This is a genomic window from Martinezella rhizogenes, assembly GCF_027460065.1.
GTDB lineage: Bacteria > Pseudomonadota > Alphaproteobacteria > Rhizobiales > Rhizobiaceae > Agrobacterium > Agrobacterium rhizogenes_C.
The window spans coordinates 14,957-31,438 of sequence record NZ_JAPYZZ010000008.1 but is presented as its reverse complement, the minus strand read 5'-3'; the positions used below and the strand labels follow the sequence as shown (position 1 = coordinate 31,438).

The 16,482-nt window shown below is 58.8% G+C and carries 16 protein-coding genes; 6 read left to right on the top strand and 10 right to left on the bottom strand.

Annotated features, from left to right (window positions below; translation table 11 throughout):
* Positions 1-2: 2 nt before the first annotated feature.
* The 3 genes from O8B93_RS14715 (at position 3) to O8B93_RS14705 (ending at position 5,415) form a co-directional block, all read left to right on the top strand.
* The gene (locus tag O8B93_RS14715; protein ID WP_269710695.1) at positions 3-3,386 is read left to right on the top strand and encodes a non-ribosomal peptide synthetase; all 3,384 of its coding nucleotides are present in this window, start codon (positions 3-5) and stop codon (positions 3,384-3,386) included.
* A gap of 31 nt (positions 3,387-3,417) precedes the next feature.
* Positions 3,418-4,779, top strand: coding sequence for an MATE family efflux transporter (locus O8B93_RS14710; RefSeq protein ID WP_269710694.1), 1,362 nt, complete (start codon positions 3,418-3,420; stop codon positions 4,777-4,779).
* Positions 4,780-4,893: 114 nt separating this feature from the next.
* Positions 4,894-5,415, top strand: coding sequence for an Rrf2 family transcriptional regulator (locus O8B93_RS14705; RefSeq protein ID WP_269710693.1), 522 nt, complete (start codon positions 4,894-4,896; stop codon positions 5,413-5,415).
* Positions 5,416-5,434: 19 nt separating this feature from the next.
* Here the strand turns inward: O8B93_RS14705 and O8B93_RS14700 are convergent, their stop codons facing one another.
* From O8B93_RS14700 to O8B93_RS14685, 4 genes are all read right to left on the bottom strand, one after another.
* Complete coding sequence (locus tag O8B93_RS14700) at positions 5,435-5,902, bottom strand: aspartate 1-decarboxylase (RefSeq protein WP_269710692.1); 468 nt, start codon at positions 5,900-5,902, stop codon at positions 5,435-5,437.
* Between the two features lie 54 nt (positions 5,903-5,956).
* Positions 5,957-6,415 (bottom strand): Rrf2 family transcriptional regulator, encoded by a 459-nt coding sequence (locus O8B93_RS14695; protein WP_269710691.1) that lies wholly within the window; start codon positions 6,413-6,415, stop codon positions 5,957-5,959.
* 12 nt (positions 6,416-6,427) lie between these two features.
* On the bottom strand, positions 6,428-6,670 hold the full coding sequence (locus O8B93_RS14690) for a hypothetical protein (RefSeq protein WP_269710690.1): 243 nt from the start codon (positions 6,668-6,670) through the stop codon (positions 6,428-6,430).
* A gap of 199 nt (positions 6,671-6,869) precedes the next feature.
* A complete protein-coding gene (locus O8B93_RS14685; protein ID WP_269710689.1) occupies positions 6,870-7,283 on the bottom strand; it encodes a VOC family protein in 414 nt (137 codons plus the stop codon).
* A 62-nt stretch (positions 7,284-7,345) separates the two neighbouring features.
* Between O8B93_RS14685 and O8B93_RS14680 the strand changes: the two genes are divergently transcribed.
* Positions 7,346-7,969, top strand: a complete 624-nt coding sequence (locus O8B93_RS14680; RefSeq protein WP_269710688.1) for a TetR/AcrR family transcriptional regulator — start codon at positions 7,346-7,348, stop codon at positions 7,967-7,969.
* A gap of 429 nt (positions 7,970-8,398) precedes the next feature.
* On the opposite strand, the gene O8B93_RS14675 is transcribed toward O8B93_RS14680, so the two are convergent.
* On the bottom strand, positions 8,399-9,562 hold the full coding sequence (locus O8B93_RS14675; RefSeq protein ID WP_269710687.1) for a M20 aminoacylase family protein: 1,164 nt from the start codon (positions 9,560-9,562) through the stop codon (positions 8,399-8,401).
* A gap of 163 nt (positions 9,563-9,725) precedes the next feature.
* Between O8B93_RS14675 and O8B93_RS14670 the strand changes: the two genes are divergently transcribed.
* Together O8B93_RS14670 and O8B93_RS14665 are read left to right on the top strand one after the other, a co-directional pair.
* Positions 9,726-10,844, top strand: coding sequence for a D-alanyl-D-alanine carboxypeptidase family protein (locus O8B93_RS14670; protein ID WP_269710686.1), 1,119 nt, complete (start codon positions 9,726-9,728; stop codon positions 10,842-10,844).
* 202 nt (positions 10,845-11,046) lie between these two features.
* Complete coding sequence (locus O8B93_RS14665) at positions 11,047-12,183, top strand: CobW family GTP-binding protein (protein ID WP_269710685.1); 1,137 nt, start codon at positions 11,047-11,049, stop codon at positions 12,181-12,183.
* Positions 12,184-12,395: 212 nt separating this feature from the next.
* On the opposite strand, the gene O8B93_RS14660 is transcribed toward O8B93_RS14665, so the two are convergent.
* The 5 genes from O8B93_RS14660 to O8B93_RS14640 form a co-directional block, all read right to left on the bottom strand.
* The gene (locus tag O8B93_RS14660) at positions 12,396-12,644 is read right to left on the bottom strand and encodes a sulfurtransferase TusA family protein (protein ID WP_269710684.1); all 249 of its coding nucleotides are present in this window, start codon (positions 12,642-12,644) and stop codon (positions 12,396-12,398) included.
* Positions 12,641-13,936 carry a L,D-transpeptidase family protein gene (locus O8B93_RS14655; RefSeq protein ID WP_269710683.1) on the bottom strand — a complete coding sequence of 432 codons (1,296 nt, stop codon included), beginning with the start codon at positions 13,934-13,936 and terminating at the stop codon, positions 12,641-12,643. Before O8B93_RS14655 ends, O8B93_RS14660 begins: the two co-directional genes overlap by 4 nt.
* 293 nt (positions 13,937-14,229) lie before the next feature.
* Entirely contained in the window at positions 14,230-15,183 is a 954-nt protein-coding gene (locus O8B93_RS14650) for an acetyl-CoA carboxylase carboxyltransferase subunit alpha (protein WP_269710682.1), read from the bottom strand.
* 63 nt (positions 15,184-15,246) lie between these two features.
* Positions 15,247-16,242: a site-specific tyrosine recombinase XerD gene (locus tag O8B93_RS14645; RefSeq protein WP_269710681.1), complete on the bottom strand. Its 996-nt coding sequence runs from the start codon at positions 16,240-16,242 to the stop codon at positions 15,247-15,249.
* On the bottom strand, positions 16,239-16,412 hold the full coding sequence (locus O8B93_RS14640) for a hypothetical protein (protein ID WP_006310359.1): 174 nt from the start codon (positions 16,410-16,412) through the stop codon (positions 16,239-16,241). Before O8B93_RS14640 ends, O8B93_RS14645 begins: the two co-directional genes overlap by 4 nt.
* Positions 16,413-16,482: the final 70 nt, after the last annotated feature.

Sequence of the window (16,482 nt, the reverse complement as noted above, 5' to 3'; positions counted from 1 at the left end):
CGATGATGTCGAATGCCGAGACGATTGCTCTATTGCGTAACCGCATCGCAAATCTTGACCCGGAGCAGCGGGCACGGCTGCGCTCGCAGCTTGAAGCACGTGGCATGTCCTGGCAGGATGTTGCGCCTGACGACGGCAACGCCGGGGCTGCCGGGCGATTGCCGCTGACGTCATCGCAGATGCATTTCTGGCTGCAGCAGAAGATCTACCCTGATAGTTCGGCCTATGTCATTCCGTTCAGGTGGCATATTGATGGCCCGCTGGACCACGACGCCATCATCCGCACGCTTCAAATTCTCGTCGCGCGGCACGAGCCGTTGCGCACGGCGTTTCCGCTCGAAGAAGGAAGGCCGTGGCAGCAGGTTCACGGCAGTATGGCGCCCGAACTGGTCGTTTCCGATTGCCGTAAGATGTCTGCTGCCGATTGCGACGAGGCCATAGGCCGGATCGCCCGCACAGCTTTCGACCTGTCCAAAGCGCCGCTGATGCGGACGCATCTTCTGCAGCTTGGACAAAACGAGCATATTCTCGTGTTCGTTTTTCATCACACGGTTGCCGACGGATGGTCCCGCGGCATTCTGATGCGCGAATTTTCGTTGTGTTACGCCGCGGTCGCCAATGGTCAGGAACCGGTCCTCGATCCCTTACCGCGATCCTATGGCGACTTTGTCCGCGCCAGGCAAAAATGGTCCGGCACGAAGGATTACGAGCGGCAAAAACAATATTGGGTCAACCGGCTGCAAAATCTCGAGCCGCAGGAGTTTCCAGCCGACTATCCCCGCCATGAAACGGCTGATATGGCCTGCGAAACGCTGGTGAAGGGGATTTCGCCGGATCTGATGGCGGAAGTGTCAGGTCTGGCCGCCAGGCTCGGCACGACGACCTTTGTGGTGTTCGCCGCCGTTTTCCAGCTTTTGCACCATCGCTATACCGGTCGGCGTGACCTTGCTGTGTGTGTCCCCGTTGCCGGTCGGAGCGATCCCGATTTGGCAGGATTGATCGGCCTGTTCACCAATACGATCGTGTTGCGCAATGATCTCAGCCCCGCCATGTCATTCCGGGACTGGGCGAGACGCATACAGGAAGATTTCGCCAACGCGCTGGAACATCAGGACTATCCCTTTGCGGAGTTGATGGATGTGCTGGGCAGCAACCGTGAAGGGGTGGAAAATTCGCCATTCCAGATTTCCTTTCAGGTCCAGACCCAGGGCTACAGGCAGCAGAATGCGCAGGGCTTCGATCTGGGCAATGCCAGCCTGTGGGTGAGGCAGGAAGCGATACCGGTCGCGGAAGCAAAGCTCGACATGAGCTGGATGATCATGGAGCGCGCATCGGGCGCGCTCGTCACCGTCGAGTACCGGTCCGGCCGGTTCGAGGCGGTGCGAATGGAGCGGCAGCTGGAGCATTTTGAAAACCTGCTGCGGTCGGTCGTTGCTTCCCCCGACGCGCTTTTACCGACCTTCGACTATATCTCCGCCGGCGAGCGTGAGGGTCTTCTGTCGGCGGGTGCGCTTGTGGCGCGGCCTCTCCCGGTCAAGGGGGTGCACGACCTGATAAGCGGTGCGGCACGTCTCCATCCCGAAAAGATTGCCATTGAATGCCTGGACAGGAGCTGGACGTATAGTCAGCTCGAAGAGGCGTCGAATAATCTCGCAAGAGCGCTTCTGACACTGGACCGGCCAGTGAAACCGGGAATGCGCGTGGCGGTTTCGCTGCCGGGGCAGGCGAGCTGCATCATATCTTTCCTTGCGATCATAAAGGCCGGTGCGGTCTATGTTCCGATCGATCCGCGCCACCCGGCAGACAGGATCGGTTACGTGCTGGAGGATGCCGCAGCGGTTCTGGTGCTGACTGATAATGCGGGGCTTTTCCCCGGCATTACCTGCATTGATCCCGCTCATCATCTTGAGGATCAGCCGGATGCCCGGCTTCCGGCAATGCCTGATAACAGTGACATCTATATTCTCTATACAAGCGGCAGCACGGGGCGACCCAAGGGAGTGCCGATTACGCATACGGGCCTGCTCAATCAGTTCCAGTCCATGGCGCGTCAGCCCGGCATAAGGGCTGGAGACCGGATGCTTTCGGTGACGACGCCGGCATTCGACATCTCCGTTCTGGAAATGCTCTGGCCATTGAGCGTCGGCGCCACGGCCGTCATGCGCGAACCGGACCTTTTGCTTCAACCCGAGAAACTGGGAAGGACAATCGGCGAATATGATATTTCGCATTTTCAGGCGACCCCCGCCACATGGAGAATGCTGCTGGACAGCGGCTGGGAAGGAAAAAAATCCCTCACCGGACTATGCGGTGGCGAAGCTCTCGATGCCCAGCTTGCCGGCCGGCTCATTCAAAAGATCGGTTCTCTCTGGAATGTCTATGGCCCGACCGAGACGACGATCTGGGCTGGTGCATTGCTGGTAGAGGAGGCGCATTCCAGAAGCGGCAAGGTGCCGATCGGCGGCCGTCTGGATAACACCTCGTTCCTCGTCCTCGATGCCTATATGGATCCCGTTCCCGAAGGCGTGCCCGGAGAGCTGCACATTGGTGGCATAAGCCTGAGCCGCGGCTATTGGGACCGGCCGGCGCTTGCGGCCGAAAAATTCGTTCCCGATCCCTATGATTGCACATTGACGCCAGGCTCCCGCCTTTACAAAACAGGTGACCTTGTCGTGCGCAGGCCGGACGGCAATCTGGACTTCGTCGGACGAACCGACTTCCAGATCAAGCTGCGCGGCTATCGCATCGAGGTTGGAGAAATCGAGAGCCTGCTTCAGGAAGAAGAGGGCGTCGATCAGGTTCTGGTTCTGCTCGATGCGAACAGGGAGCAGCTTCTGGCCTATGTTCTCCTTGAGGATCGTTCCGGCAAGGTCGACAAGGGTGCCATGGGTATCCGGCTCAGCAGGGCGCTTTCTGCTCGGTTGCCGCGTTACATGGTGCCGTCGCATTTCATTCTTCTGGAAGAGTTTCCCATGAATGCGAATGGCAAAGTGGATCGCAAGCGGCTGCCGCTGCCGGATCGCTCGGAACGTGCGACTTCCGAAATCGCTTCTCCGGCAAACAATGTCGAACGGGCCCTCCACGCACTCTGGCAGAAAATGCTGAAGCGCGAGGATATTGGCGTCAGCGACAATTTTTTCGAGCTGGGAGGGGATTCCCTGCTGATCGTCGCCATGCCCGCGAGGGTTCGCGATGCGCTTGGCATCGAGCTGGAAGTCACGGATTTCTTCCGTTTCCCGACCCTGCAAACGCTGGCTGGCCATATAATCGATCTGCAGTACGGCAAAGCCGAGCCATCGGAGAGTGGACGGGGGCGAAGCGACACCAGAGTGCAGGGGCGTGAACGGCAATTGCAGCGGCGCATCAGGTCAGGCAATTTCGCCTGACCTGCCTATAAAGTCTGTCAGGATCACCGCCATGGAACAGGGCGCCGCAACCGCCGATAAAGAAGACTTCAATGCGCATGGAAAGCTCACCCTGTTCCAGCTGAGCTTTCCGCTCCTGCTTCATTCGCTGCTGAGCTTCTTCGTCAATCTGGCCGATACGGCGATCATAAGCGCCTATTCGGCAGAAGCAGCGGCAGCCGTTGCCGTCGCCAAACAGGTGATGATGATCGCTTTCGAATTGTCCGGGCTGATCGGCATCGGCGCGGTCATCGTCATCTCCCGGCATCTTGGCCGGGGAGAGGTGGAGGCGGCACGGCAGGTGGTGGCGGTGGCACTCCTGACCAACACGCTTGTCGGCCTGGCACTTGGCCTGTCATTGATCGTTGCCGGTCCATTTGTGCTCGAACAGTTGGCCGGATCGACCTCCCTGAATGATGAAGCCGGCCTATACCTGAACATCGTCGCGGTCGGCATGGTCTTTAACGGCTTCGTAGCCGCCGGGCTCGCCTGTCTGCGCGCCTTCGGCCACAGCAGGTTGATCCTGGCGTTCGGGGTGGGCGTGTCAGCCTTTTACCTTCTTGCCGAATGGATTCTTATTCTTGGGGTCGGACCCTTGCCGGGTATGGGCGTGAAGGGTGCCGCACTTGGCACCTTCAGTATTCGCGTGCTGACGACAGCCGTTCTGACGCCGGTTCTCATGTGGAAATTGGGGTTGCGGTTCTCATTTGCCGATACGATCTCGCGCCTTGCGACTGCCCGCCGGATGATCGCAATCGCCTTGCCGAGCGTGACCGATTACATTGCCTATAGTTTTTACCAGATCATTCTTCTGGGGCTGGTTGCCAGATTTGGCGTTGAGGCCGTCCTGGGCCGCACCTATACGATGCTGGCCATGGCATTTCTGATTGTTGTCGTCATGGCAATCAGCCAGAGTAACGAGGTTCTGATCGGTTACCGTTTCGGTGAACGGCGGCTTGAGGCGGCGACCAGCCAGGCGCTCCGGTCCGCAAGCCTCGCGGCAGTCGCGACGACGTCCATCGCCACATTGATCTGGCTCGCATCGGTTCCGTATGTCAGGTTGTTCACCGACAATCCCGCGGTTATAGAATTGTGCGGCAGTCTGCTGTTTCTGACGATATTCATTCAGCCTGGATTTGCATTCAATACGATCCTCTTTCAATCGCTGCGGGCGGTGGGCGATGTCCGCTGGCCGGTTTTCGTCAGCCTGACCGTGACGTGGGGTCTTGGCCTTTCCACGGCCTGGTTCTTCTGCCTGTTCCTCAATCTCGGGGTGATGGGCGTATGGTTGTCGCTGATTATCGAGGAGACCGTAAAGGGCAGTCTGTTCCTGTACCGCTGGCTCTCACGCGGGGTCAGGCAAGAGGCCGGCTGATACATCCATCATGCCGGATCGCCGGCATGCAACAATTGAATGACGCGATGTAACACGATAGTCTGAGCAACGGGTCGGCGATCCCTGCACTCGCCATGAGGACGTTCACAAGCAATGCATCTGAAACGGCAGACTGAAATCGCCTTTGGCATCCTTGCGGTATGCGCGCGGCGGGAGAGCGAAATCGTATCGGTTCAAAAGGTCGCGCAGGAAATCGGTGCGACGAAAGACCATACCTATCAGGTTGTCGCGTTGCTCGCGCGAAACGGTCTGCTGCAGAGCGAGCGGGGCCCAGGCGGCGGCCTGAAACTGGCAAGGGAGCCGCGATCAGTGAAACTGACCGAGGTGTTGCGGCTGGTACAGCCCGAATTGCTTGGGGAGGGCGCAGACGCCCTTTCATCGCCTCAATCGGAAACCGAAGCATTCCTTGGCCGTATCGTCTCGACGACCTCGTCTTTTTTTGCCCGTCTTCTCGATCGCTTCACGGTTGCCGATCTGATCGCTCCTGAAAGCAACCTGCGGGTCAGCTGTCTTGATTGTGGCCTGCTGGCTTCAAGCCAACAGGCCACGGTCTCCCTGACGGGCGATGTCCGGCCGGAACCTCTGGTCGCCTGGCGGTCTAACACCCGTAGCTAGCAGAAAGCCGACGGGTTTTTCAGGCGATGGCGCGATCCACAACGCTATCGTCTTCCATATCGGAGTTTTCTGCGTGCGGCAGGGTCTCGATGAAGAAGTCGAAGGGGCGCCGCGCCGTTTCCTTGACGCGATAACGCAGAACGTCTTTCACATCGTTTTTCGGCGTGAACGTCAGCACCATCGGCGCGGTGTCATAAAGCGCCGTCTCCTCAACGTAAGACGATGAGCATATGATGACCTGATCGCCACGCTGGCAGGTGCGCGCCGCAGCGCCGTTCAGGATGCAGCATTTCGATCCGGCTTCGCCGAAAATCACATAGGTCGAAATTCTGGCGCCGCTCTGCTTGTTCCAGATATCGACGAATTCCAGAGGTCTGATCCCGGCGAGGTCACAATGCTCGGGATCGAGCGTGATGGATCCGTGATAATCGAGATCGGCTCCCGTTACGGTGATGCCGTGCAGCTTGGCTCTGACGATGCGTATCAAATGCGACTCTCCTCAACATGATTTCAAATTGTCGCATTCGACCGGCTGACAGCCTTAGTCTCTGCCGGGGATTGGTACTGGTGGCACCAATCGCCGGCTACGACACTGTGAATTGCCGATCTTTGTCGGAACGACATCGGCAATCTTGCAGGCGTCCGCAAGTTCGATGAAATAGTCGGAGGTTGCTTCCGCCAGCATGTGGAAAATGCCTGTGGTGCCGGAAGGGTTGGCATTGCGTGTGCGCGGGCGCCGCACGAGAACCGGCTGCGTTGCCCGCAGGATCATGCCCACGGAAAGACTTTCCGGGTCGACGTTGAGAACGACCCCGCCGGTCCGCCCCCGCCTGCTCTGCAGCAGACCGTTTCTGACGAGAATGGCAACCACCCTCGCGGCATGATCTTTTGTGACCCCAAGCCGATGAGCGAGCTTCCCCGTCGTATGGGCTTCCTCCGCCTCATGGACAAAGTTGGTCAGAATACCGATTGCGATCTCAGATTCTCTGGTCAGATACATCAGATGTTCTCCTCACACCGAGAAACGGAACGTGCAAATTCCCTCTCGTAGTTTAGACGAGCAGCATCTGTCCTTTGGGACTTTGTCATATAAAAATATTGCGACGGACAGCGGCGTGGGGAAGTTGGTATTCTCCGTCAGCGTCTCTATGGCGAAACGATTGATACCTGGACCGGTGAGGGAAGCAACGGCAATAGGCAAGGTCAGCCCGACATCCTGACTTCGCAAAATGTCGGAGCCGATGTCGACCTGCATGTCGACTACAATACCTGGGCGGATGGGTGCTCTTGCGGGGGGCGATGTCATATTAAGCCAGATTGTCCATAAACGGTGGGCAGATCGCCAGGCCCCCGATCGAGGCGTGGCAGTGACGTAGACAGAAATCGGGGCCATGGCCGTAAGCATCTATGTGCTTAGGAAAGATCATGTCCAACCATATTGGGGCAATCGAAACCTATCCCACATACTGGTCGGCAAATTCTGCGGTTGGAGGAATGGGCTTAATAACATCGATAAGGATTCCGTTTGGATCTGAAGTTATGAAATGCCTTTGTCCAAATGGCTCATCCCGTAGCTCGAGAAGAATAGGCAGTCCCCCCGATCGCATCTGCGCATAGAGCGTATCAGGGTCGTCGACCTCAAAATTGATCAGCAGGCCGGCGACACTTTTACCCCGAGCGGGGGACGGTATCGTTTCATGGTCCCTCTGAAGGATAGCGATATTCACATCGGCCCCGGCTGTATGCTGAAGATGCACGTACCAGTCGCTTTCGAATACGGTTTGAAACCCAAATCGTTCGCGCCAAAATTTGGCGGTCTGTCCCACATTCTCCGTCATGATAACCGGATAGTAGCTGGTGATTTTCATTTGAATTCTCCATCCAATAACATACAATCTGTATGATTGTTATAAACATACAGGCTGTCTGAATGCAACAAAATCGTCGAACAAATCGTCAAAGGAGCGATGAAACGCGATCGTCGTTAATCGGAGCCGCACGACGTCTTTTGGTCGCGCAGGGATATGCGGCGACCTCGACGCCGCAAGTCGCGGCTGAAGCCGGCGTCTCGCGTGGGGCGCTTTATCATCAGTTCGAAGACAAGCAGGCCCTATTTCGGGCGGTGATCGAGGCTGAAGCTGAGGCCGTTGCGGAGGCGGTGGATGCTTCCTCGCCGTCTACAGGCACTGCGCTCGACAGGCTGATCGCGGGCGCGAGGGGATATATGCAAGCCATGCGACTATCCGGCCGCTGCCAACTGCTCCTTGTCGATGCCCCCGCTGTTCTCGGACCCGCGCAAATGCGTGAAATCGACCTGCTCAACGGTGGTCGTACGTTGGTTGCCGGGCTAACCGAGGCGGCGCCCGCGGCTGAACCGGCGAAGGTTTTTGCTGTAGCCGATCTTCTTTCGGCAGCCTTTGACCGTGCTGCATTGGCCATCGAGCAGGGTGCGGGCATCGAAGTGACCGAGGACGCGATAGCGACCATTCTCCTCGCGACAGTGGAGAACCTAGCTGTGGGGCATCGCGATAGCCTCAAGGGAGCCACTACTTAATGAAAATGTTCTCAGGAAAATGGTGTCCACGAGAGGATTCGAACCTCCGACCCCAGGATTCATACCGCTTCGGCTTTCGCCGCCGTTCCGCCGCTGGCGGGCAGAACGTTCGTGGTCTGGACTGTCCCTTCACCATGGACCTTGCGGCCTTTAGGTGCTGCCCATCCAGTCTCTACACCTTCACCGGATTTCTCCGGAGCTTGGCTCGGGATTGGCATGCTGGAAGACCAGCGAAGCTTTCCCCGACTTTGAGCAGATCGATTGCGTCGTTTCCGGGCGCAACCCCCAATTCACCTTAGGAATCCTGTGCTCTATCCTGCTGAGCTACGTGGACACTGAATTGCTCTTTAACCTGACGATGCCTGCGGATCAACCGCGTTCTTCGTCGCGGTCGATCTCTTCCTCGGCTTTCTGCACGTTATCAGGCGGTCAGTTCGCCAGGCGCTGTTCGGCCAGCTTCACCCAGTAGGAAATGCCGTAGGCGATGGCCTCGTCGTTGAAGTCGTAGCTGGGGTTGTGGAGCCCTGCCGAATCGCCATTGCCGATGAAGATGAAGCAGCCCGGCCTTTCCTTCAGCATGAAGGAGAAGTCCTCGCCTGCCATGGAGGGATCGACATCGGGATCGACATTCGGTTCACCCGCCACATCGCGGGCGACGCGGATGGCGTGGTCGGTCTCGGCCGAATGGTTGAAGGTGACAGGGCAATAGCGCTCATAAACGACCTCGGCTTCTGCGCCATTGGCAAGTGCTATGCCTTCCGCCATCTGCTTGATGCGCTCCTGCGCGAGATCACGCACCGTTTCATCCAGACTGCGCACCGTGCCGGCAATCAGCGCCTCGTTGGGGATGATGTTGTGGCTGGAGCCGGCGTGGAAGCGGGTGACGGAGACCACCACCGAACGGATCGGATCGGCATTGCGCGAGGCGATCATCTGCAGGTTGCCGACGATCTGCGCGCCGATGGTGATCGGATCGACGGTGCGGTGCGGCTGTGCCGCATGGCCGCCACGGCCCTTGACCGTGATGGAGAATTTGTCAGGCGCCGCCATGATGCCGCCCTTGCGGATGGCGAAGGCGCCGAGCGGAATGCCCGGCATATTGTGCATGCCGTAGACTTCGTCGATGTCGAAACGTTCCATCAGGCCATCCTCGACCATCGCAAGCGCGCCAGCGCCACCTTCCTCGGCGGGCTGGAAGATCACGGCGATCGAGCCGGCGAAATTGCGGGTCTCGGTGAGATATCTGGCCGCGCCGAGCAGCATGGCGGTGTGGCCATCATGGCCGCAGGCATGCATTGCACCGGCTGTTTTCGATGCCCAGGGCTTGCCGGTTTCCTCGAGAATGGGCAAGGCGTCCATATCCGCGCGAAAGCCGATGGTGCGTTCACCGGCAAGATTGCCCCTGATGATGCCGACGACGCCGGTGCGGCCAAGGCCGGTCACGATTTCGTCAACGCCAAAAGATTTCAGCTTGTCCGCAACGAAGGCCGCGGTGTTGTCGACGTCATAGAGAATCTCGGGATTTTCGTGCAGGTGACGCCGCCATTCGCTGACTTCCTGCTGAAGTTCGGCGGCTCTGTTCAAAATCGGCATTCGCTCATTCCTGGGTTCATCGGCGCGGCATGTGGTAAAAGCCATCCTCCGTGGTGGATAGTGCGCCGCATAATTGACGTAATCAATGTACTTTGCCATTGCTAGGACATATATGGTGAATATTGCCATTCCCCGACTGAAGACGGGAATTCGAGGACTAGCCTTGCCAAACACAGTGAAATCGCCCAACGCCGCACGCCGGCTTTCCGCAGCCATTGCCATTATCACCGCAGGCGTCGTTGCCGCGGCGCCCGTGGCCAATGCCAATCCGAAAATGGTGGTGGATGTCAAAACCGGCAAGGTGATTTCCCACCAGGAAGCCTTCCGCAAATGGTATCCCGCTTCGCTGACCAAGCTGATGACCGCCTATATCGCCTTTTCGCAGCTGAAGGCCGGCAAGATCAGCCCGCAGACGGAAGTGGTGATGAGCAAGAAGGCCGCCGACCAGCCGGCCTCGAAAATGTATTTCAAGCCCGGCCAGAAGCTGACGATGGACAGCGCGCTGAAGCTGCTGCTAATCAAATCCGCCAATGACATTGCCGTGGCCATCGCCGAAACAATCGGCGGCACCAGCGACAATTTCGTGGCGCAGATGAATGCGCAGGCGCAGCGGCTGGGCATGAGCTCCACCCACTACATCAATGCCAACGGCCTGCCCGGCAAGGGTCAATATACGACGGCGCGTGACCTTGCGCTTCTGGCATTGATCATCAAGCGGGAATTCCCGGAATATGCCCATTATTTCTCGCTGGAAGGTGTCACCACCGGCAAGAAGAACTATGCCAACTTCAATATGCTCGTCGGCCGCTTTGATGGCGCGGATGGCATGAAGACGGGCTTCATCTGCGCTTCCGGTTTCAACCAGGTGTCGTCCGCCGTGCGCAATGGCCGTTCGGTCATCACCGTCGTGCTGGGCGCGGATAGTCTTGCCGGACGAACCGACCAGTCGGCCGATCTGTTGCAGATGGGATTGACTGCACCTTCCGGGCAGGGCGTTTCGCTTGCCTCGCTGGCGCCCTATGGCGATACCGGCGAAGTCAATGACGTCAGCGCTGATATCTGCAATCCGAAGGCCGCCAAGGTGCGCAGCGAAAGCCGCGACGAAACCGGCCGCATGGTCATTCATTCGCCCTATGTCACGGAAATGACCCGCCCGCCGGAATATTCCTACGCCGGCCTCATTCCCGGCAGCGAGACGGTGGCGGTCAACACGCCGAAGGGTGCGGCCGCCAAGGGCCAGCTGGCCAATGTGCCAATCCCGATCCCGCGCCCGACATTCTGATCGATCGACATTCTGATCAGCGGAAACGGGCCTCAAGGCCGGTGCCGCGATGCGGTTTATGTATTCGCAGCCTGATCATGTTATGATATTACGATGTCGCTCGTGGCTTCCAGCCCCGGGCGATTTCTTTTCGTTCCGTGCGGCTCCGGGTCTTGTCTAACGTTGTGACATGCCGGGGCGGCCATCACCATCAGGGCAAGACATGTCTCGCGATCGCATCCCGGTTTCCATCATCACCGGTTTTCTCGGCGCCGGAAAATCGACGCTGCTCAACCGTCTTCTCAAAGACCCTGAGATGAGCGATGCCGCGATCATCATCAATGAATTCGGCGATGTCAGCATTGATCATATGCTGGTCGAAAGCGCCGGCGAAGGCATCATCGAGCTTGCCGAGGGTTGCCTCTGCTGCACCGTGCGCGGTGAGCTGGTGGATACGCTGGCGGAACTGATGGATGGTATCCAGACGGGCAAGCTGAAGCCGGTCAAACGGGTGGTGATCGAGACGACCGGTCTTGCCGATCCCGCCCCCGTCATGCAGTCGGTCATGGGCAATCCTGTCATCGCGCAGAATTTCGTGCTTAACGGCATGATCACGGTGGTGGATGCCGTGAACGGCCTGTCCACGCTCGACAATCACGAGGAGGCGGTGAAGCAGGCGGCGGTGGCCGACAGGCTGGTGATGACCAAACGGGCACTTGCCGATGCTGCCACGATTGCCGCACTGACGGTGCGCCTTGAGGCGCTGAACCCGCGTGCGATAATCGAGGATGGCGACAAAACCAACTGGAGTGCCGCCGGGCTTCTCGATAATGGCCTTTATGATGTCTCCAGCAAAAATGCCGATGTCGGCCGCTGGCTGGGCGAAGAGTCCGGTCATGACCATGACCACGAGGATGATCACGCGCACGGCCATCACCACCATCATGGCGGCCACGATCATCATCATGATGTGAACCGGCATGACGCCTCGATCCGCTCCTTCTCGATCATTCATGACAAGCCGATCGAGCCGATGGCGATCGATATGTTCGTGGATCTGCTGCGCTCGGCCCATGGCGAAAAGCTCTTGCGCATGAAGGCCATCGTCAAGCTGTCGGATAATCCGGGCCGGCCGCTGGTGCTGCATGGGGTGCAGAGCATTTTCCACACGCCCGAACGCCTTGCGGCCTGGCCAGACCCGGCGGATCAGCGCACGCGCATGGTGCTGATCACCAAGGATTTGCCGGAAGCTTTCGTGAAGGACCTGTTTGCTGCCTTCACTGGCACACCGGGTATCGACCGGCCGGACAGACAGGCGATGACGGATAATCCGTTGGCGGTTTCGGGGTTGCGGTTTTGAGGTTTGCGCCAGCTTTGGTGACGCTGTGGGCGGGGTTCACCCCCCTCTGTCCTGCCGGACATCTCCCCCTCAAGGGGGGAGATCGACTTGCGGCTAGGTCTCGCCCATCTTAACCGTTGCGAATGTAGTGACGACGGCGAATCTTGCTAATCTCCCCCCTTGAGGGGGAGATGCCCGGCAGGGCAGAGGGGGGTAACCCCCGCCCGACACCGTCAAATGTCGGCTTGCCCGCCCTTCACAATCCGAAACCGATGCCCCTTGTCCACCACAACGGTTTCAACCAACCGATGCCCGTCCTCGTTGCACATATGAGCAATGTCGATGACGGCGAGCGGATCGGTCGTCTCGACGGTCAGGATGTCGCCGGCCTTGAGGGTGGCGAGCTTCTTGCGACTTCTCAAAACCGGAAGGGGGCATTTAAGCCCCCTCAAATCATAAACGATATCGGCCGTGTCGCTCATTCCTTGGCCCAGAACTTCCAGAAGGGCTTCTTTTCCGGCGCTTCCGGTGCCGGGGCAGGGGAATAGGCGAGCGGGTTCATCGTCGGGACCGGAATACCCTGGGCGGCGCCGGTCTGGCCTGCTGCTGCGGGCGCTGCCGTTGCAACCATGGTCGGGGCTGCGGGCGCCGGGTTCGATTGCGGGGCCGTGGCGGGCTGGGCCGCCGAAGGACGCGGGCCGCGCAGGGCGGAGGCGGTTGCGGTCGTCGCCGGCGAGGATGACGTAACCTGCTGCGCCTTCTTTTCCATCAGCGCGGCATATTCCGTTTCTTTCATCAGCTTGCCGGCCTTCAACGCCGAGCCGGTCGGTGCATAGGCAGGTTCGCGACCCTTGCGCTTTTCGGCAACCAGCGCTTTGCGCTCGGCCTCGCTCGGGTCATACCAAGCCATACCGTCATATTTCTTCATCGCCGTTGCATAGGCGAGATCGTAGGTCTTTTCATAGCTCGAAAGCGCACTGACGAGCGCCGGAGGCGTGCTCATCGGCGGGCATTGACCAGCGGCGTTGAAGCTGCCGCCTTCCGTCTGCTGGTTGAAGACATATTTCTTCTCGCAGACATTCACTTCCGGCGGGCGTTTGGTGACTTCGAAATTGTCGTAACCGACCTTCAGCATCTTCCAGAATTCGAGATGTTCGCTCTGGCGATGGCGGGCCATGTTTTCCGCCGACATGCGGAAGGGGAAGGCCTGCAGCTGAACGGTTTTCTGGCCGCCCTTAAAGGCGTCCCGTGCAAAACCGTAGATTTCAAGAATCTGCGCATCCGTCATCGAATAGCAGCCTGACGATGAGCAGGCGCCATGGATCATCAGGTTGGTGCCATTGCGGCCATTGGCGGCATCGTAACGGTTCGGGAAACCGGTATTGATGGCGAGATAATATTTGGAATTCGGGTTCAGATGCGCGGGCGTCAGGTTGTAGAAGCCTTCGGGCGCCTGCCGGTCGCCTTCCTTCACCTTGGGGCCGAGTTTACCGGACCAGGCGCAGATCTGATATTCGGCGATCTTGTCGAAGCGGTTGTCGCGCTTGGCCTTCCAGATTTCCAGCGCACCTTCTTCCTTGAGGATGCGGATCATGATCGGCGAGGTACGATCCATGCCCTTTTTGTCGATCTCGGCCAGAATGGACGGCGACAAGGGGTAATCGACCTTGTTCTTGACGTGGGAAACGTCGCGTTCGACGGTTTCAAGCGTATCGTTGCAGCCGGTGAGAATAAGCGCGGTGCAGGCGAGAAGGGCAAAATGTGTCAAACGCATGATCTGATCCGAAAGACGATGGCACGAAACGGTGGCAGTTCTATACCGTTCCGCGTGCAATTTAAATACGGTATTAACCGTTTACATCTTCTTAACTCAAATCGGATCCGCCCCCGCGGCCGCCGATACATCCGTTGATGTGACCGGACTATGGCCGAGTTGGGGCGATGTCAAAGGAAAATAAGGCCGGAGTTATATCACTTGGCCGTTCTTCGAACCGCCAAGTGATATAACTTTTTCTTTGAACGCATTTTCCGGACGTAAAACCGCTGCGCACTTTTACTGGAAATGCTCTAGAGGTTCCGGCCAATATCCAGGAACTTCTGGCGGCGTTCAGCGCGCAGCTGTGTGCCGGAACGCTGGGAAAGATCGGTAAGCGCCTTGGCGATGACGTCGCCGGTCGCGCTGATAACGGTTTCCGGTGCGCGGTGTGCGCCGCCGATCGGCTCGGGAATGATGCCATCGATGACACCGAGCGATTTCAGATCTTCCGAGGTGATCTTCATGTTGGTCGCGGCTTCCTTGGCACGGGTCGAATCGCGCCAGAGAATGGATGCGGCACCTTCCGGCGAAATCACCGAATAGATCGAATGTTCGAGCATATAAACGCGGTTGCCGGTGGCAATGGCGATCGCGCCGCCCGAGCCGCCTTCGCCGATGACGACGGAGACGATCGGCACCTTCACGTTCAGGCACATTTCCGTCGAGCGGGCGATGGCTTCGGCCTGGCCGCGCTCTTCCGCACCGACGCCGGGATAAGCACCGGCGGTATCGATGAGGGTGACGACCGGCAGCGAGAAACGGTCGGCCAGTTCCAGAACGCGGATCGCCTTGCGGTAACCTTCCGGACGCGCACTGCCGAAATTATGCTTCAGGCGGCTTTTGGTGTCGTTGCCCTTTTCCTGGCCGATGATGGCGACGGGCTGGCCGTTGAAGCGGGCAAGGCCAGCCTGAATGGCGGCGTCTTCGGAAAATTTGCGATCGCCGGCCAGCGGCGTGAAATCCGTGAACAGGGCCTTGGCATAATCGACGAAATGCGGGCGCTGCGGATGACGCGCGACCTGCGTTTTCTGCCAGGCGTTCAGCTTGGAATAGATGTCCTGCATCGCATCGTTGACGCGCGATTCCAGACGGTTGATCTCCTCCGAGGTGTCTATGCTCTCGTCTTCATCGGCAAGCTTCTTCAGCTCGATGATCTTGCCTTCAAGGTCCGAGATAGGTTTTTCGAAGTCGAGATAATTGTGCATGAGATCCGTTTCCGATCGTTTTGCGCAAGGTTTGAGCCGGATTATCCGGCGGTTCCGGTCGCTCTAATCAAGGTTTTTGCCCTGTTTGGCAAGGGGGTGATGTGTTTGTACCAGCTCTTGCAAGCGTTCTTCCAGCACATGTGTATAGATTTGTGTCGTGGAAATGTCGGAATGGCCGAGCAGTTCCTGTACCGCGCGCAAATCCGCGCCGTTCTGCAGAAGGTGGCTGGCGAAGGCGTGGCGCAGCACATGCGGCGATACGGCGGACGGGGTTAGGCCCGCACGAATGGCGATGTCCTTGAGGTCGCGGGCGAAGACCTGGCGGGGCAGGTGACCTTCCTTACTGTTCGACGGAAACAACCACGGGCTCTCAGCTGTCTCCGTTTTTTTCTGGGGAGCGGCGGCCTTGCTTTTCTCCTGCGAGAGCGCCTTTCTGGCGGCGTCGTATTTTTCCATCGCCTCAATGGCGGCGCGTGACAGAAGCACCATGCGGTCCTTGTTGCCCTTGCCACGGATCATCAGGAAGCGGCCTTCCTGGCGCAGCACCTTGGCGGGAAGGGAAACCAACTCGCTGACCCGCATGCCGGTGGCATAAAGCAGTTCGAGCAGCAGATGCATGCGGATGCGGGCGAGCTGGCCCGGGCCAGTGGTTGCCGCTTCCTGCGCCGCGAGCCCGAGAAGCCGGTTTACATCGGCCACGCTCATCGTCTTCGGCAGGGCGAGGCCCTTCTTGGGCGCATCGATGATGCCGGTCGGGTCGTCGCCGCGCAGCCCTTCCGAATAAAGAAAGCGGTAAAACTGCCGCATGGAGGAGAGGCGCCGCGCCTGCGAGGTGGCGGCGAAACCCTGAGCGGCAAGATCGGTCAGATAAGCGGAAAGGTCAGGCGTCTGCGCCTCCGTCAGGGACTGGCCGCGACGGCCGAGAAATTCGCGCAGGTCGGCAAGGTCGTGCTCATAAGAAGAGAGCGTGTTGGCGGCAGCACCCCGCTCGGCGCTCATCATTTCCAGAAAACTTTCAAGCCGCGCGCCGTCGCGCCCTGCCGTCGGTTGTCCGCTCATGGGGTGCGCCTTGCCGGTTCGGTAGCGGGTGGGTTCAGCCGCTCGGAGGGAATGCGCACGGTCACTTCGCGGTCGCGTGGCTGAACGAACATGACGAGCAGTACCATGCCGCCATAGATCAGCCCCGCGATGGTCGCCAGTATCATCGTGAAGCGGAAGAGGGTTGGCATGGCGGCTCCGTGGGGTGGCAGTCGAAATCTATATGCGGTGCGGCGAAAGCGGCGACAAGATCAAAATGCC

Excerpts from the sequence above, each read along its gene's own strand:
- O8B93_RS14715 (WP_269710695.1), top strand. The coding sequence starts at position 3 with ATGATGTCGAATGCCGAGACGATTGCTCTATTGCGTAACCGCATCGCA.
- O8B93_RS14710 (WP_269710694.1), top strand. The coding sequence starts at position 3,418 with ATGGAACAGGGCGCCGCAACCGCCGATAAAGAAGACTTCAATGCGCAT.
- O8B93_RS14705 (WP_269710693.1), top strand. The coding sequence starts at position 4,894 with ATGCATCTGAAACGGCAGACTGAAATCGCCTTTGGCATCCTTGCGGTA.
- O8B93_RS14695 (WP_269710691.1), bottom strand. The coding sequence starts at position 6,415 with ATGTATCTGACCAGAGAATCTGAGATCGCAATCGGTATTCTGACCAAC.
- O8B93_RS14690 (WP_269710690.1), bottom strand. The coding sequence starts at position 6,670 with ATGCAGGTCGACATCGGCTCCGACATTTTGCGAAGTCAGGATGTCGGG.
- O8B93_RS14685 (WP_269710689.1), bottom strand. The coding sequence starts at position 7,283 with ATGAAAATCACCAGCTACTATCCGGTTATCATGACGGAGAATGTGGGA.
- O8B93_RS14680 (WP_269710688.1), top strand. The coding sequence starts at position 7,346 with ATGCAACAAAATCGTCGAACAAATCGTCAAAGGAGCGATGAAACGCGA.
- O8B93_RS14675 (WP_269710687.1), bottom strand. The coding sequence starts at position 9,562 with ATGCCGATTTTGAACAGAGCCGCCGAACTTCAGCAGGAAGTCAGCGAA.
- O8B93_RS14665 (WP_269710685.1), top strand. The coding sequence starts at position 11,047 with ATGTCTCGCGATCGCATCCCGGTTTCCATCATCACCGGTTTTCTCGGC.
- O8B93_RS14660 (WP_269710684.1), bottom strand. The coding sequence starts at position 12,644 with ATGAGCGACACGGCCGATATCGTTTATGATTTGAGGGGGCTTAAATGC.
- O8B93_RS14655 (WP_269710683.1), bottom strand. The coding sequence starts at position 13,936 with ATGCGTTTGACACATTTTGCCCTTCTCGCCTGCACCGCGCTTATTCTC.
- O8B93_RS14650 (WP_269710682.1), bottom strand. The coding sequence starts at position 15,183 with ATGCACAATTATCTCGACTTCGAAAAACCTATCTCGGACCTTGAAGGC.
- O8B93_RS14645 (WP_269710681.1), bottom strand. The coding sequence starts at position 16,242 with ATGAGCGGACAACCGACGGCAGGGCGCGACGGCGCGCGGCTTGAAAGT.
- O8B93_RS14640 (WP_006310359.1), bottom strand. The coding sequence starts at position 16,412 with ATGCCAACCCTCTTCCGCTTCACGATGATACTGGCGACCATCGCGGGG.